Source organism: Cryptosporangium minutisporangium (assembly GCF_039536245.1).
In the GTDB taxonomy this organism is placed as follows: Bacteria; Actinomycetota; Actinomycetes; order Mycobacteriales; family Cryptosporangiaceae; genus Cryptosporangium; species Cryptosporangium minutisporangium.
Map to the genome: position 1 here is coordinate 149,789 of NZ_BAAAYN010000004.1, position 14,446 is coordinate 164,234.

The following is a 14,446-nucleotide window of genomic DNA, read 5'->3' on the forward strand; positions in this document are numbered from 1 at the left end:
GGAAGGCCAGCAGGGAGGCCGGGCTGAGGGTGGTAGCAGGAGGGACACCCTCCGGTCCGAAAGCGTTGTTATGTTCGACGGGTGAGCGACAACGAGCTCGGCTTGTTCCTCCGAACCCGACGGGAAGCAATCACTCCGGCGCAGGTGGGGCTGCCCGCCGGGCCGCGGCGACGCGCTCCTGGCCTGCGTCGCTCCGAGGTCGCGGCGCTGGCCGGCGTGAGCGTCGAGTACGTGACGCGGCTGGAACAGGGGCGCGATCGCCACCCGTCCCCGCAGATCCTGTCCGCCCTCGCCGACGCGCTACGGCTGACCACCGGGGAACGAACCCACCTGTACACGCTCACCAAGGCGGCCGATCCAGGGTTCAACTGCCGCGGCGGCGCCGCTCCGGCCCGCACCGTGCGCCCGACCGTGCAGGCCTTGCTCCAGCGTTTCGAGGGCACTCCGGCCGTGCTCGTCAACGAGCTCGGTGACGTCGTCGCGCACACCGCGACGTACGCGCGGCTGGTCGGCCCGATCGGCCTGCTGGACGCCGCCGCACCGAACCTGGCGCGGTTCGTCTTCACCGATCCCCGGGCCCGGGACGCCTACCCGGACTGGGAGCACGTCGCCGACGAGCAGGTCGCCACGCTCAAGCACGGCCCGTTCACGGGGGATCCGCACATGGCCGCCCTGGTCGACGAGCTGACCGTCACGGCGGGGGACGCGTTCACCCAGCGGGTCGCCAACGTTCCCGGGTTCGCGAAGTCCACCGGCATCGTTCGGCTCGCCCATCCCGAGGTGGGGCCGCTCCGGCTCGCGTACGAGGTGCTCGACCTCCCCGCCGACGATCAGCTGCAGCTGATCGTTCAGCTGCCCGCCGACGACGCCACCGCCGCGGCGCTCGACCGTCTCGTGGTCGACCGCTCCCAGCCCCTCCACCTCGTCGTCGGCTGACCGCGGGCGACCAGGAACGCCTCGCCGGCAAGGAGCAGGATCCAGATCGCCCCGTTTGTTCCGCCCAGTACCCAGTCCTCGGTGGCGATCGTGGGCAGGATCGCGGCGACGGCGACGGTGAACCACGCGGCCGGTGCCGTGCCGTCGCGCCGCCGCCGTACCGCGTGGGCCACCAGCAGCCCCACGCCGACCAGGAACGCCACCGCGCCGAGCACACCACCGCGGCGGAATGCGCCGACCGCCGCGTTGTCGGTGTTCAGCTGACGCCGCGGTCCGTCCACCGGTGCCCCGTCGTCCGTGCGGGTCACGACCGCGCGGGAGGTGGTGGCGTCGCCGAACAACTTCTCCGCGACGCCGGCGTCCTGCCAGTCGGTCAGGACCTGCCGCCAGGTGTCGGTGCGGCCACTGGTCGCGGCGTCGATCCGGGTGCTGTTCGGGGTGGCCGCGGTGTTCAGCCGGTCCCGCGTCAGGTTGACGTAGCCGCCGGTGAAGACGAGGACCAGCGCGAGGATCACGAACGGGGTGGCCATCGCCGCCCACCTGCGCCGGTAGTCCGGTAGGTCGGGCCGGCGTCGCCGTAACACCAGAACGGCGTGCAGCAGCGCGGCCGCGGCGGCGAAGACGATCCCGGTCCGGGAGTCGCTCAGCGTCAGCAGAAGACCGGCCAGGCCGGTGACCGCCAGCCGCTGCCAGGTGGCGAACGCCCGGTCGAGGCCGATCCGGATCGCGGCGACGACGCCCAGGCCGGCCAGCGAGTTCGGGTGGTAGAACAGGTCCAGGCCGCCCCAGAAGCGGTCACGCATCAGCTGGCCGGATCCCGCCGGCGCCTCGCGGACGGTGTCGAACACGCTTCCCGAGCCGGCCAGCAGCAGGGCCGCGATGCCGACGAGGACGGCCGCGGCGACGCCGACGCTGGGGTCCCGGCCGGTCGAGCGGACGAACGCGACCACCGCGAGCGCGGCCAGCGTGAACACACCGGCGTAGGCGAGGCGCTGCACGCCCACGGTCAGGTGGCCGACGAGGAGCGCGCCGACGATACCCAGTAGCCAGTAGGACAAGCCGGTCCAGGCGGCGCCCAGGCCAGGCAACGACCGCAGGCCGGAGATCCACGGCCGGCCCCACACCGCGAACGCGAGGCCGGCGATCGCCAGCGCCCCCCAGATGACGATCGGCCGATCGGTGGAGGTCCAGGTGAGGATCCCGGCCAGGACGAACGCGCCCCCGATCGCCGCGCCCCGCGGCGTGCTCCCGGGCAGTGTGACGGCCAGCCACACCACCGCCACCGCGAGCAGCGCCGCGACCGACGCCTCGGCGGCCTCCCCCAGGTGATCGGTGCGCACGTACTCGACCACCGCGGCGGCCGCGACGACGACGGCGCCGATCGATGCCCCGACGCCCCGCGCAGAGGCGAGTCCGGTCATGGAGTGGTGGCCGCGGCGCTCGCCACCGGTCGGCGGCCGATCGCCCGGTCGCGGACGATCCGCCGGAAGCTCGGCGGCACCAGCCACACCTGGGCGTACGTCACGTAGTCGGTCACCCCGGGCCTGCCGTGCCGGTGCGCCTCCCGGAGCAGACCGAAGAAGACCCGCGGGCTCCGGCTGGTCGCGGCCATCGACGCGACGACGCTCGTGGCCAGCGCCGCGTAGGCGCGGGGCGTGACGCGCTGCCTGCTCTCCTTGAGCCACTCGATCGACTCCCGCCACGGCGCGTCGGTGCTCACCCGCGCGCGGTTCTCGTCCGCGTGCCAGATGACCAGCGGCTGGTCGGCGTAGACCAGTCCGACGTCGGGGAGCTGCAGGCACCGCAGGCTCCAGTCGAGTTCCTGGAGCCGCCGTAACCCGTCGGTGAACGGAACCCGGCGGAGGAGCTCGGTCGGCGCCATGATCGTCGAGGTCTGGATGAACCCGTCGCCGTGGAAGAGCCCACGGCGGACCGCGAGGTACTCGCTCAGCGCCTCGCCGGTCTCCGGAAGACGGCGCGGAAGCACCACGTCGGCGCGCGGCGTGCGCATGTACAGCCGGCTGACGACCACCGGCAGCGCGTAGGGCGATTGCTCGGCCAGCGCGAGCTGGGTGGAGAGCTTCTCCGGCAGCCACTCGTCGTCGTCGTCGAGGAACGCGGTCCAGGCGGCCGTCGCGTGCTGGACGCCGACGTTACGCGCGGCCGGCGCGCCGTGGGACTCGTCCAGCTCGACCACGCGGACCCGCGGGTCGCCGCAGTCGGCGAGCGCCTGCCGGGTCGCGGCGTCCGGACCGTCGATGACGACGACGACCTCGATTCCCCGCAGCGTCTGCGCCAACGCGGTGCGGACCGCGCGCAGCACGAGCTCGGGCCGCCTGCGGGTGGGGATGACGACACTCACCTGGGGACTCTGCACGAGGACACACCCTCGGTGGTGAAGAGGGCGTCGCCACCACCGTCAAGCGGGCTCCAAGTGAAGAGTGGCTGGACAGGAGGTGCCCGGCACGACTCGGAGATCGGAGAGCGTCAGGCGGCGAGCAGCTCGCGCCGGGGTACCCGACGGGGCACGTCGTCGGCGCCCGTCAGCACTTCGAGCGCCCAGCGCATGCGCGGCGCTGCGGTCTCCGGGTAGTCGCCGAAGGCGGTGGCCATCGCGGCCACGCAGCCGCGCGTACCCCCGCGGGCGCGGACGGTAGCCGCGATCGTGGCGCGGACGGTGAGGTTGCCCGGCCGGGAGCCGGTGGGCAGGTCGCTGGCGAACAAGGCGGCGGCCCGGGCGGAGAGGAGCTGGCTTCGCATCTCGATCACTCCGATGTCGTGGTGGGCGATCCGACCTCAGCATGGACCTCTGGAGCGCCGGCCGCCTCCGGGGATCCGCTGGGTTGTCCCCGGGTTCCCGCTCAGGGTCTGTCCCTAGTGCGTGTGCATTTTCAGCTGCTGGAGCCTGCGTAACTGCGCACGGCCTGCCGCCAACTCCGGGGGTACGACGCACCGGCGTCGTACCCCCGCGGTGGTACGACGGTCGCAACTTCGGCACGACGCCTACCCGCCAGGCCGGTACCTACGCTCCGGCCAGTGCCCGTCGTGCAACCGAAGGAGAACCCGATGTACCTGCTCAGTGCGGACGTCACCACGATGAGCGCCGGTCGCCTCACCGCCAGCGCGGCCGGTCTGATCGCGTTGATCGGTGTGGTCCTCGGTGTACTCGCGCTCATCCGCTCCGGCGATCAGCGGTGGCGTCGCGCGGCCACCGTGGCCCCGGTGCTCGGTCTGATCGGCATCGTCGCCGGTGGGGTGGTCGTGGCCACTGCGGACGGTGGTCTCGGCACCGGTAACGGGCTGGGCGGCGGTGTCGTGGCCCTGGTCGTCGGAGCGATCGCGGTGGCCCTCGGCGGGCTGGCGCAGGTCAGGAGCCGGCGAGCCAGCCGGGAACCGTCAGACCGGATTCGTACGCGAGGATGACCAGCTGAGCCCGGTCCCGTACCCCCGTCTTGGTCATGATGCGGCTGACGTGCGTCTTCGCGGTAGCCGGGCTCAGCACCAGCCGCGCGGCGATCTGGTCGTTGGAGAGGCCCTCGGCGACCAGCACCAACACCTCGCGCTCGCGCTCGGTCAACGCGCGCAGCCGCGGCCCCGGGTCGGGATGCCGGGCCCGGGCCGTGAACTCGCCGATCAGCCTCCGGGTGATCGCCGGCGCGATCAGTGCGTCCCCGCGCGCGATCACGCGCACGGCGTGGATGAGCTCCGCCGGCTCGGTGTCCTTGACCAGGAAGCCGCTCGCACCGGCCCGGAGCGCGCCGTACACGTAGTCGTCCAGGTCGAACGTGGTGAGGATGAGTACCCGGGCCTCGGAGCGGGCGGCGATCTCCCGGGTCGCCGCCAGACCGTCCAGCCCGGGCATCCGGATGTCCATCAGGACGACGTCCGGCCGCGTCCGGAGGGTGAGCCGGACGGCCTCGGCACCGTCGGCGGCCTCGCCGACCACCGCGATACCGTCCTCGCCTTCGAGAATGGACCGGAACCCGGCACGGACCAGGTTCTGGTCGTCGGCGAGCAGGATCCGGATCACCGCGCGTCCCCCGCCGCCGCCGCTACCGGCGCGGGCACCGGCAGGCGGGCCACGACCCGGAACCCGCCGTCCGGTCCGGGACCGGTGGTCAGCGAACCGCCCAGCGATCGGGCCCGCTCCCCCATGCCGCGAATGCCGTTGCCGGGCGGGCCCGCGTCGCCGGTGCCGTCGTCCTCGACCTCCACCACTACGTCGTCACGATCGGGCCGGACCCGGATCACCGCCACCGTCGCCTCGGCGTGCCGGGACACGTTGGTGAGCGCTTCCTGGACGATCCGGTACGCCGCCAGGTCGACGTCGGGCGGCAGCGGTCGGGTCTCGGCCAGTTCGGTGCGGACCTCCAGGCCGGACCGCCCGGCCGTCGTGACCAGCTCGTAGAGGCGGTTGAGCCCGGGCGCGGGCTCGGGCGGCGCCTCGTTCTGGTCCCGCAAGATCCCGATCGTGGTGCGTAGCTCCCGCAGAGTTTCCTTGCTCGCCTGTTTGATCACGGTGAGCGCCTGCTCGGACCGGGCGGCGTCCGGGCGGTGCAGCGCGGCGCTGGCCTGCACGTTGATCAGCGACAGGTGGTGACCCAGCGCGTCGTGCAGCTCGCGGGCGATGCGCAGCCGTTCCTCGGTGGCCCGGCGCCGGGCCTCCTCCTCCTTGCTCTGCTCGGCCGCGAGCACCCGCGCCTGTGCTTCGGCGAGGTAGGCCCGGCGGTTGCGGGTGACGCCGACGATGACGGCGACGAGCCAACCGGCGTGCAGCAGCGTCGCCCCGTTCACGCTCTCGGCGGTGCGGTTCGCGCTGTCGGCGACGGCGAAAGCGATCACCGAGCCGATACCGAGTCCGATCGCGAGCGCGAGATGCCCCTCGTCGACGACGGTGTAGAGCGCGACGACGAACACCAGCATGATCGGCCCGGGCCGATCGAGCAGCAGCCCGTACGCCGCGACCGCCGCGAGCGCCACCACGCCCACCGCGACCGGATACCGACGGCGGAAGTAGAGCGCGCCGGTGGAGACCAGCACGGCCAGCAGCGCCGCCCACTCCGCGGCGGTGTCGAGGTCCACCTCGTTGTAGGGCCCTCGGGTCTGCACCAGCAGGCCGAGGACGGCCACCGAGCCCACGGCGAGCATCAGGCCCATATTCGCCACCCGGCCGTGCCTCATGTACCCGAGACTAGTGACTCATGGCTTACCGGTGAGGACGAGCGAGCGCATCTCCCGGAGCAACGCCACGACCTCGGCGGGCGCCCGCCCCGGCGAGCCCGCGTCGTAGGGGGCCTGCGGGTCGTACTCGATGCCGAGCTGGACGGCTTGCGCCACGACGTCACCGGCGAGCTGCCCGACCAAGGTCAGCGCCATGTCGATGCCGGACGAGACACCGGCGGCGGTGACGTACTTGCCGTCGGTGACCACACGTTCGGAGACCGGGACCGCGCCGAAAGCGGCGAGCTGGTCGACGGCGAGCCAGTGGGTGGTGGCCCGCCGCCCGGTGAGCAGCCCGAGGGCGCCCAGGATCAACGATCCGGTGCAGACGGAGGTGGTCCAGGTACTGGTCGCGTCGACGGCACGCAGCCACTCCTGCACTGGCCCGTCGGCCATGTGGTCGGTCTGCCCCGGCCCACCGGGCACCACGACGACGTCCGGGCGGGGAACGTCGGAGATCACGGCGTCGACGGTAAGCGCGAGGCGGCCGGTCTCGGTGCGCACCGGCCCTAGCTGCTCGCCGACGAAGACGACCTCGGCGCCCGGCACCCGGCTGAGCACCTCGTAGGGGCCGACCACGTCCAACGCGGTGAGCCGGGGGAAGAGCAGGATGGCGATCTGCACGAGAACTCCTCGAGGGTCAGAACCGGCGGCGGTAATCCCCGGGCGAGACACCCAGGGAGCGGACGAAAGCTCGGCGCATCGCCTCGGCGGTGCCGTAGCCACTGCGGCGCGCGACCTGCTCGACTCCCTCGCCGCTGTCCTCCAGGAGGCGACGAGCGGTCTCCAGACGCACCGCGTCGACGTAGCGGCCGGGCGTCTGGCCGACCTCTGCGGTGAACGTGCGCGCGAACTGGCGGGGTGAGAGGTTCGCCCGCCGGGCCAGCACGGGAACGCTGAGGTCCTCCTGCGGGTGGTCGACGATCCACCGCTGCAGCTCGCGCAGCGGAACACGGACCGCCAGCTGAGCCGAGAGCTGGGCACTGAACTGGGCCTGGTTGCCCGGCCTGCGCAGGAACATCACCAGGTGCCTGGCGACCGCGAGCGCCACCTCACGGCCGAGGTCCTCCTCGACCAGCGCCAGCGCCAGGTCGATCCCGGCGGTCACGCCGGCCGAGGTCGCGATCGGGCCGTCCCGCACGAAGATCGGCTCCGGATCGACGTCCACGTCGGGGTGGCGCCGGGCGAGGGTCGCGCAGACGTTCCAGTGGGTGGTCGCTCGGCGGCCCTTGAGCAGCCCGGCGTCGGCGAGCAGGAGCGCGCCGGTGCACACCGACGCCACCCGCCGCGCGTCCGGCGCCCGCTGCCGGAGCCAGTCGACGATCGCCGGGTCGATGCTGCGCGTGCCCTCTCCGCCGGGGACGACCAACGTGTCGGGCGGCGGCGTCTCGTCGAGGTCGGAGTCGGGGACGAGCGTGAGGCCGCTGGACGTGCGGATCGGACCACCGCCGATGCTGGCGGTGGTCACCTGGTAGCCGGACCGGACGTCCGGATGCTGGGTGGCGCCGGTGAACACCTCGGCAGGGCCGGTGACGTCGAGGCTCTGCACCCCGTCGAACAGCACGACCAGCACGTGTCGAGCGGACATGCCCTCAGCCTGGCGGCTGCCCCCGGCGGCAGCAATGTCCTCCATCCCACCTTTTCTGCCATCGCCCGGCGGCGCCCGGCGCCGCGGATCGACGGCGGTCAGTCAGGGTCGATCAGACGCTGGAGCGCACGTCCAGACCGGGCGACGACGCTGCCGCGGCCGCTCGCGGCGAGCACCGGATCGTCGAGCACCCAGTACGAGATCATCAGCCCGGAGACGTGAGCGGCGAGGAGGCGAGCCCGGGAGCTGCCTGTCGTTCCCGGACAGACGGCCGGCGAGCGGACCCTCGATCAGCTCCCGGGTCGCGGCGAGGATGCGTTCGCGCACCTCCGGGCGGTGGGCGGCCATGATCAGCGCCCGACTGAACAGGCGGTAGCGCCCTCCCGGCGACGAGCGGCCGGGCCGCCCACGAGCTCTCCGGTGGGCGACCCGGCCGACTTCGAACGGTTCGGTCAGGCCTTCAGACGACGCGCCAGCAGCTGCTTGCCCTGCTCGGCGCCCTTCCGGCTCTCCGCCTGCGCCCGGCGGAAGAACTCCGCGAGCTCGCTGTCCCCGTCGCGGTCCGCATCCTGGATGTAGGACTCCAGCCGCAGCGCGTTGCTCAGGCACGCTTCGGTGAACCAGATGATGTTGTAGTCCTTGTCCTTCGTTCCGGTGACCTGACCCGTCTCGGCGCCGCTAGTCATCGTCGACTCCTCCCTCAGGGGTTGCGGTACCTCTTCAGTGCCCGGCCACCCGCGACCGAATCACCGCGACACCGACGAATCGTGGCGGATCGATCAAGCTCCGGTGTCGTCCCGAGGGCTCCGGGGACGAGGAAGAACAGCACCGGCGGAGCGACGCTCGGCGACGAGCCGGCCGAACAACGCGGCCTGCTCCGCGGGCAACGTCGCCGACAGCTCACGGCCGAGCCGGAGTACGGCGCTCAGCTGGCCGGCGGTCTCGATCCGCCCCAACGCCTCGTGGTACTTCGCCGCGAGACGGACGACATCCAGCCTCTCGGTGTGCTCCATCGACTCCCCCATGCTCGTCCCGGTCCCTGACACAGAGCAGTGGGCGAAGCGGGTGATACGACGGCGCTCGTTATATACAATATGAAAATGGCAGAGACATGCGATAACCACGACGTCGTGGTGATCGGTGCCGGGTTCGCCGGCCTGTACGCGCTGCACAAGCTGCGCGGCCTCGGCTACGACGTGCACGCCGTCGAGGCAGGCTCCGGCGTCGGCGGCACCTGGTACTGGAATCGCTACCCCGGCGCGCGGTGCGACGTCGACAGCATCGACTACTGCTACCTCTTCTCCCCCGAACTGCACGCGGAGTGGACCTGGACGGAGCGGTACGCCGGCCAGCCGGAGATCCTCCGGTACGCCGAGCACGTCGCCGAGCGCTTCGATCTGTTGCCGCTGATCACGTTCGACACCCGCGTCACCGGCGCGGACTTCGATTCGTCCACCGACCGCTGGACGGTCCGGACCGACCGCGGCGACGAGATCCGCTGCCGGTTCCTGATCACCGCCGTCGGCTGTCTCTCGGCCGTGCGGACACCCTCGTTGCCCGGCCTCGACCGCTTCGCCGGGCGGATCGCGCACACCGGACGATGGCCGCGGGACGGCGTCGACTTCACGGGCGCCCGGGCGGGCGTCGTCGGCACCGGCTCCTCCGGGATCCAGCTCATCCCGCGGATCGCCGAGTCGGCCGACCACCTGACCGTCTTCCAGCGCACCCCGCACTACAGCGTGCCCGCCCGCAACCGCCCGCTCTCCGGCCGCGAGCTGCGGAGCGCCCAGCAGTCCTACGCCGATGCGGTCCAGCAAGCGCTGAGCACGTCCGGCGGGTACTACATGCCACCCCCTGACCGCAGCGCGCTGGCCGACCCTCCGGACGCCCGCAGCGCGCGCTACGAGCGCAAGTGGGCCTCGGGCGGGATGGAGATCCTGAGCACCTACAACGACCTGCTCCTCGATCCGGTCGCGAACGACACGCTCGCCGAGTTCGTCCGGGACAAGATCCGGCAGATCGTCACCGACCCCGAGACGGCGGCGGCGCTCCAGCCCACGAGCTACCCGATCGGCACCAAGCGGATCTGCTTGGACACCGACTACTACGCGACGTACAACCGGCTGGACGTCACGCTCGTCGACCTCCGCGTCACCCCGATCGAGCAGGTCGTCGAGACCGGCGTCGTCACGGCGGGACGCCTGCACGAGCTGGACGTCCTGGTCTTCGCGACCGGCTACGACGCGATCACCGGACCGCTGACCGGGCTCGGCCTGCGGGGCACCGACGGGCGGGCGCTGGCCGAGCACTGGGCTGACGGTCCGCAAACCCTGCTGGGTGTCGCGGTGGCGGGCTTCCCCAACCTGTTCACGATCACCGGGCCGGGGAGCCCGTCGGTGCTCACCAACGTCATCCGCTCGATCGAGCAGCACGTCGACTGGATCGCCGACTGCCTGGAGTACCTGCGGGTCCGCGGCGCGACCAGGATCGAGGCGGAGACGCAGGCCCAGGAGGAGTGGACCGCGCAGGTCACGTACTTCGCCGACTTCACGCTCTACCCGCGGGCGGACTCCTGGTATCTCGGCGCGAACATCGAGGGCAAGCCTCGGCAGTTCATGCCGTACGTCGCAGGCCTGCACACGTTCCGCCGGGCCTGCGACGAGGTCGCGGGCGCCGGGTACCGCGGGTTCCGGCTCGGGTGAGCCCTCGCCGGCGCTCAGCCGGTCTGCGTGATCATGTCGGGGTAACGCCGGGTGTGCGCGCCGCCGTCGATCGTGTGCAGTCCGCCGCTGATGAACGACGCCTCGTCTGACGCGAGGAATACCGCGAGGCTCGCCACCTCCGACGGCGCGGCGGCACGGCCCAGCGGCGTGTTCTCCAGATAGCCGTGCAGGATGCCGGAGTCCGGCCACAGGCCCTCGGTCAGCGGCGTGCGGACCAGGCCGGGCGCGATCGCGTTCACCCGCACGTTCGCAGGGCCGAGTTCCAGTGCCGCGACCTCGGTCAGCGCCACGACACCGGCTTTGGCCGCGCAGTACGCGGACATCCCGCGGCCGGGTTGGATCGCGTTCAGGCTGGCCACCGTGAGGATCGAGCCGCCGGCACCGCCGTCGCGCAGCACCTGTCCGCCGTGCTTCACGGTGAGGAACACGCCGTTCAGACAGAGCTCGACGACCCGTCGCCACTCGCCGTAGTCGTGGTCGGCGACCTCCGAGAACGTGCCGCCGCCGGCGTTGGCCACGACGACGTCCAGCCGCCCGAACCGCGTACCGGCCAGCGCGACCAGCGCCGCGACGTCGTCCTCGACCGTGACGTCGCAGCGCTGTACGACGACGGAGCCGACCTCCTCGGCGAGGGCCGCCAGGCCGGCCTCGTTGATGTCACCGGCCACGACCCGCGCACCCTCGGCCACGAACCGCTCGGTGACGGCCCGCCCGATCCCGCTCGCCGCGCCCGTCACCACGGCCACCTTGCCGGTCAACCGGTCGCTCATCCACCCAGTCCCTTCGCAGTATCCCGTATAAATTATATAGTCGTCTGCACCTGCTGGGGAGGAAACGTGACCGTCTCGTCGACCGATCGGCTCGACGTCGCCGAGGTCCTGCATGCCTACGCCTGGGCGATCGACACGCAGGACTACGACGCGCTGGCCACCGGCGTCTTCACCGCCGACGTCGTCGCGGACTACGGCCTGCCCGAGCCGCTGCGCTCGGCCGACGTGGTGGTCGCCTTCATGCGGGCGGCGCACGAACACCTCACCGCGACCCAGCACCTCATCGGCAACTGCACGGTCCAGGTGTCCGGCGACGCCGCCACCAGCCGCAGCTACGCGTACGCGACGCTGATCCGCCGGGGCGCGCCGGGCGGCGATCGGCTCGCGTTCGCCGCGCACTACGCCGACGAACTGGTGCGCACCGGCGCCGGCTGGCGGATCCGGAGCCGGGTGGCCCGGATGTTCTTCCGCGACGGCAACCGCGCCGTGCTGAACGTCTGACCAGCGTCAACGACGGGCCTCGTAGACGAGGTTGAACGGCGTCTCGGCCACCCGGCGGAACGTGCGGAAACCGGCCGCCCGCACGACGGTTTCGACACCGGCCTCGCCGGCCTGGTTGCCCAGCGCGTCGGCGGCACCTTCGGAGACGGCATGCGGCACGCACAGGAACGTGGAGGCCGAGTAGTAGACGCGGCCGACCGGCGTCAGGTTCTCCGCGACCGAGTCGCCGGCGAACGGCTCGACGATCAGCCAGACACCGTCGTCGGACAGCACCGACCGGATGTGCGCCGCGGCCCCGACCGGGTCGCCCATGTCGTGCAGGCAGTCGAACGTGGCCACCAGCCCGTACTCGCTCCCGGGGAAGTCCTGCGCCCGCGCCACGTCGAAATCGCACCGGCCGTCCAGGCTGGCCTCGGACGTCGCCTTACGGGCGAGTTCGACGGACTCCGGGTGCGAGTCGAACCCCCGCACGGACGAGGCGGGGTAGGCGCTCGCCAGGATGCGGGTCGACGCCCCCAGCCCGCACCCGACGTCCGCGACCGCGACGCCGGCCCTCAGCCGCTCGTCCAACCCGTCGACGGCGGGAACCCAGCTGCTGAGCAGGTTCGCCGCGTATCCCGGGCGGAAGAACCGTTCGCACCCGGTGAACACTCCGGGGTGGTGTTCGCCCCAGGGGACCCCCCGGCCGGTGCGGAACGCGTCCAGGATCTTCGGCTCGTCGGCCAGGCTCGACACCGCGAGCAGGAATGCTCCGGGTAGGCCCAGCCCGTCCGGATCGGCGAAGGCCAACGCTTGTTCCGGGCTGAGCGAGTACCGCCCGCTGTCGGCGTCGTAAGTGATGTAGTGGCCCGCGGCCTGACCGGGCAGCCACTCCCGGACGTACCGCTCGGCGGTGTCGGTGTACTGGGCCAGCTCAGCGGCGGTGAGCGGGCCCGCCTCCGCGAGTGCCCGATAGAGACCCAGCTCGTCCCCGATGAGCACGTTGCCGGCCGACATGGTCGCGCCGAGGTCGTTGACGAAGCGGCCGAGCAGCTCGGCGAGCCGAGTGTCGTCGATGGTGGTCATGCGTCCTCCTGGGAGTGCAGCCCGATGGGATGCCCCAGCCTGCGACGGCCACGTTGGACCGTCGTTGACGCGAGCCGGGTCGCAACGTTGGAGGAACCTTGGTGTCCTGGTCAGCCGAGCAGCTCGGCATGGGCGTCCTGCACGGCGCGGCACGGGTTGACGCCGAGCTCCTCGCGCAGCAGCACCCGCAGGTACTCGTAGGCGGCGATCGCCTCCGCGACGTTCCCCCTGGCTGCCAAGGTGCGCATCAGCAGCAGATGCCCGGTCTCCCGCAACGGCGCGACGTCGAGCAGTTCGCGGGCGGCCCGCTCGGCTCCCGCCAGTTCCGCGCCTCCCAGTTCCAGGCACGCCGTGGCGTAGGCCTCGAGCGCGCGGGCGTGCATCTCGGTGAGGCGGCGGCGCCACGACTCCGCCCACGGCGCGTCGGTCTCCGGCAGGAACCGGCGGCGGGTCACGAACTGGGCGGGCAGCGACGCCACCCAGGCCCGCCGCCAGTCACCGCGGGCGACCGCCGACTCGGCGGTGTGCAGCGCGGTGGTGGCCACCTCGACGTCGACGCGCGCTGGTTCGGGCAGCGTCACCGACACCATCGCGCGGCCGCGCAGAACCTCCGGTCCGACCACCGCGCGGACCTTCGAGATCAGAACGCTCAGGGCGCTCGACGCCGCCCGCGGCGGTGAGCCGCCCCAGAGGGCGTCGATCAGCACGTCCCGGGACACCTGTTGACGCCGGGACTGGGCCAGATAACCGAACAGCAGCCGGCCCTGCCGACCCGGCAGCAGGTGGTCGACCCGCCGACCGTGCAGCTCCACCGCGAACGTGCCGCACAGCTGCACCCGAGTGCAGCTCACCGACTCCGCTGACCCGGCCACGTTGCCCACCTCGACGCATCGGCGCTAGACCTGAGATTACTGCCGGAAGGGAGCCTCGATGACTCGTCAGGTTCGATGCGAATGCGGCTACACGGCACGCGGTGACACCGACGACGCGGTGATCGACCTGGTCCTCGCCCACCTTACCGTCGATCATCCCGAGCTGGCCGGCACGGAGACCGCGGACGACATTCGGGACTGGATCGAACTGATCCCGGACTGAGCGCCGCGGTGGCCTCAGCGGTCGGTCAGCTGCTCACGGGCCGCGGCGAGGACGACCGGATCGGTGCAGCCGGCCGCGTAGCCGGCGATCCGCCTGCGGATGTCCCGGCCGAGCACCCACACCCCGATCCGGTGGGCGAGCGGACGGAGCGCCGCCGGTCGGCAGCGGAAGCTGTACCGCCAGGTCGCGACGGTGTGGCCGGACTCTGCGGCCGGTGCGAACCGCCAGCCGCCGGCGAACCGCTCGAAGAACCACGGACCGCGCACCATCGTCATCCCGACGTGCGTCGGCGGGACGAACGAGACGTACTCGCTGACCATCCGGAGGCCGTGCCGGGACCGGGTGTACGTCCGCACCCCTTTGCCCGGCACGGTGGCGCCGTCGACGAAGTGCTGCCTGCGGACGAACGGATCCCACCGGTAGCGGATCGGCGCGGTGGTCTGGGACACCGCGAAGGCGAGGTCCGGGGTCACCGGGACCGTGATCGACGCTTCGACGACCGGCACCCGTCCATCCTCCGCCCGGCGCACACCGATGGGAAGTGGTTC

General features: G+C 72.1%; 18 protein-coding genes and 1 pseudogene. 5 read left to right on the top strand and 14 right to left on the bottom strand.

The features are described from left to right. Positions 1–81 precede the first annotated feature (81 nt). Entirely contained in the window at positions 82–936 is an 855-nt protein-coding gene (locus tag ABEB28_RS03455; protein WP_345726465.1) for a helix-turn-helix domain-containing protein, read from the top strand. Here ABEB28_RS03455 and ABEB28_RS03460 read toward each other — a convergent pair. The 3 genes from ABEB28_RS03460 to ABEB28_RS03470 form a co-directional block, all read right to left on the bottom strand. Then, positions 849–2,357 carry an O-antigen ligase family protein gene (locus ABEB28_RS03460; protein ID WP_345726466.1) on the bottom strand — a complete coding sequence of 503 codons (1,509 nt, stop codon included), beginning with the start codon at positions 2,355–2,357 and terminating at the stop codon, positions 849–851. The genes ABEB28_RS03455 and ABEB28_RS03460 overlap by 88 nt on opposite strands. Further along, positions 2,354–3,298, bottom strand: coding sequence for a glycosyltransferase family 2 protein (locus ABEB28_RS03465; RefSeq protein ID WP_345726467.1), 945 nt, complete (start codon positions 3,296–3,298; stop codon positions 2,354–2,356). The genes ABEB28_RS03460 and ABEB28_RS03465 overlap by 4 nt, the downstream gene beginning before the upstream one ends. A 125-nt stretch (positions 3,299–3,423) precedes the next feature. Continuing rightward, positions 3,424–3,696 (bottom strand): hypothetical protein, encoded by a 273-nt coding sequence (locus ABEB28_RS03470; protein WP_345726468.1) that lies wholly within the window; start codon positions 3,694–3,696, stop codon positions 3,424–3,426. Between the two features lie 276 nt (positions 3,697–3,972). Between ABEB28_RS03470 and ABEB28_RS03475 the strand changes: the two genes are divergently transcribed. Then, a complete protein-coding gene (locus ABEB28_RS03475; RefSeq protein ID WP_345726469.1) occupies positions 3,973–4,359 on the top strand; it encodes a DUF6223 family protein in 387 nt (128 codons plus the stop codon). On the opposite strand, the gene ABEB28_RS03480 is transcribed toward ABEB28_RS03475, so the two are convergent. From ABEB28_RS03480 to ABEB28_RS03510, 7 genes and pseudogenes are all read right to left on the bottom strand, one after another. Beyond that, positions 4,304–4,966, bottom strand: coding sequence for a response regulator transcription factor (locus ABEB28_RS03480; protein ID WP_345726470.1), 663 nt, complete (start codon positions 4,964–4,966; stop codon positions 4,304–4,306). The genes ABEB28_RS03475 and ABEB28_RS03480 overlap by 56 nt on opposite strands. After that, positions 4,963–6,117: a sensor histidine kinase gene (locus ABEB28_RS03485; RefSeq protein WP_345726471.1), complete on the bottom strand. Its 1,155-nt coding sequence runs from the start codon at positions 6,115–6,117 to the stop codon at positions 4,963–4,965. The genes ABEB28_RS03480 and ABEB28_RS03485 overlap by 4 nt, the downstream gene beginning before the upstream one ends. Positions 6,118–6,135: 18 nt before the next feature. After that, positions 6,136–6,780, bottom strand: a complete 645-nt coding sequence (locus ABEB28_RS03490) for a DJ-1/PfpI family protein (protein WP_345726472.1) — start codon at positions 6,778–6,780, stop codon at positions 6,136–6,138. A gap of 16 nt (positions 6,781–6,796) precedes the next feature. Beyond that, positions 6,797–7,744, bottom strand: a complete 948-nt coding sequence (locus ABEB28_RS03495; protein WP_345726473.1) for a GlxA family transcriptional regulator — start codon at positions 7,742–7,744, stop codon at positions 6,797–6,799. Between the two features lie 98 nt (positions 7,745–7,842). Next, a pseudogene (locus tag ABEB28_RS03500) lies at positions 7,843–7,992 on the bottom strand (TetR/AcrR family transcriptional regulator); the annotation flags it as partial. A 204-nt stretch (positions 7,993–8,196) separates the two neighbouring features. After that, positions 8,197–8,430, bottom strand: coding sequence for a hypothetical protein (locus ABEB28_RS03505; protein ID WP_345726474.1), 234 nt, complete (start codon positions 8,428–8,430; stop codon positions 8,197–8,199). Positions 8,431–8,523: 93 nt separating this feature from the next. Next, complete coding sequence (locus ABEB28_RS03510) at positions 8,524–8,757, bottom strand: hypothetical protein (protein ID WP_345726475.1); 234 nt, start codon at positions 8,755–8,757, stop codon at positions 8,524–8,526. Between the two features lie 87 nt (positions 8,758–8,844). On the opposite strand from ABEB28_RS03510, the gene ABEB28_RS03515 reads away from it, so the two are divergent. Continuing rightward, positions 8,845–10,446, top strand: a complete 1,602-nt coding sequence (locus tag ABEB28_RS03515; RefSeq protein WP_345726476.1) for a flavin-containing monooxygenase — start codon at positions 8,845–8,847, stop codon at positions 10,444–10,446. 14 nt (positions 10,447–10,460) lie between these two features. Here ABEB28_RS03515 and ABEB28_RS03520 read toward each other — a convergent pair whose 3' ends face one another. Next, positions 10,461–11,237: an SDR family NAD(P)-dependent oxidoreductase gene (locus ABEB28_RS03520; protein WP_345726477.1), complete on the bottom strand. Its 777-nt coding sequence runs from the start codon at positions 11,235–11,237 to the stop codon at positions 10,461–10,463. A gap of 66 nt (positions 11,238–11,303) precedes the next feature. Between ABEB28_RS03520 and ABEB28_RS03525 the strand changes: the two genes are divergently transcribed. Beyond that, positions 11,304–11,738, top strand: coding sequence for a nuclear transport factor 2 family protein (locus tag ABEB28_RS03525; protein ID WP_345726478.1), 435 nt, complete (start codon positions 11,304–11,306; stop codon positions 11,736–11,738). 6 nt (positions 11,739–11,744) lie between these two features. On the opposite strand, the gene ABEB28_RS03530 is transcribed toward ABEB28_RS03525, so the two are convergent. Next, entirely contained in the window at positions 11,745–12,803 is a 1,059-nt protein-coding gene (locus ABEB28_RS03530; RefSeq protein ID WP_345726479.1) for a class I SAM-dependent methyltransferase, read from the bottom strand. Between the two features lie 110 nt (positions 12,804–12,913). After that, positions 12,914–13,675: an AfsR/SARP family transcriptional regulator gene (locus ABEB28_RS03535; protein WP_345726480.1), complete on the bottom strand. Its 762-nt coding sequence runs from the start codon at positions 13,673–13,675 to the stop codon at positions 12,914–12,916. Positions 13,676–13,733: 58 nt separating this feature from the next. On the opposite strand from ABEB28_RS03535, the gene ABEB28_RS03540 reads away from it, so the two are divergent. Continuing rightward, a complete protein-coding gene (locus ABEB28_RS03540; protein ID WP_345726481.1) occupies positions 13,734–13,898 on the top strand; it encodes a DUF1059 domain-containing protein in 165 nt (54 codons plus the stop codon). A gap of 14 nt (positions 13,899–13,912) precedes the next feature. Here the strand turns inward: ABEB28_RS03540 and ABEB28_RS03545 are convergent, their stop codons facing one another. After that, on the bottom strand, positions 13,913–14,404 hold the full coding sequence (locus tag ABEB28_RS03545; RefSeq protein WP_345726482.1) for a type II toxin-antitoxin system RatA family toxin: 492 nt from the start codon (positions 14,402–14,404) through the stop codon (positions 13,913–13,915). Between the last annotated feature and the right edge of the window lie 42 nt (positions 14,405–14,446).

Excerpts from the sequence above, each read along its gene's own strand:
- ABEB28_RS03460 (WP_345726466.1), bottom strand. The coding sequence starts at position 2,357 with ATGACCGGACTCGCCTCTGCGCGGGGCGTCGGGGCATCGATCGGCGCC.
- ABEB28_RS03470 (WP_345726468.1), bottom strand. The coding sequence starts at position 3,696 with ATGCGAAGCCAGCTCCTCTCCGCCCGGGCCGCCGCCTTGTTCGCCAGC.
- ABEB28_RS03485 (WP_345726471.1), bottom strand. The coding sequence starts at position 6,117 with ATGAGGCACGGCCGGGTGGCGAATATGGGCCTGATGCTCGCCGTGGGC.
- ABEB28_RS03495 (WP_345726473.1), bottom strand. The coding sequence starts at position 7,744 with ATGTCCGCTCGACACGTGCTGGTCGTGCTGTTCGACGGGGTGCAGAGC.
- ABEB28_RS03505 (WP_345726474.1), bottom strand. The coding sequence starts at position 8,430 with ATGACTAGCGGCGCCGAGACGGGTCAGGTCACCGGAACGAAGGACAAG.
- ABEB28_RS03510 (WP_345726475.1), bottom strand. The coding sequence starts at position 8,757 with ATGGAGCACACCGAGAGGCTGGATGTCGTCCGTCTCGCGGCGAAGTAC.
- ABEB28_RS03515 (WP_345726476.1), top strand. The coding sequence starts at position 8,845 with ATGGCAGAGACATGCGATAACCACGACGTCGTGGTGATCGGTGCCGGG.
- ABEB28_RS03520 (WP_345726477.1), bottom strand. The coding sequence starts at position 11,237 with ATGAGCGACCGGTTGACCGGCAAGGTGGCCGTGGTGACGGGCGCGGCG.
- ABEB28_RS03530 (WP_345726479.1), bottom strand. The coding sequence starts at position 12,803 with ATGACCACCATCGACGACACTCGGCTCGCCGAGCTGCTCGGCCGCTTC.
- ABEB28_RS03540 (WP_345726481.1), top strand. The coding sequence starts at position 13,734 with ATGACTCGTCAGGTTCGATGCGAATGCGGCTACACGGCACGCGGTGAC.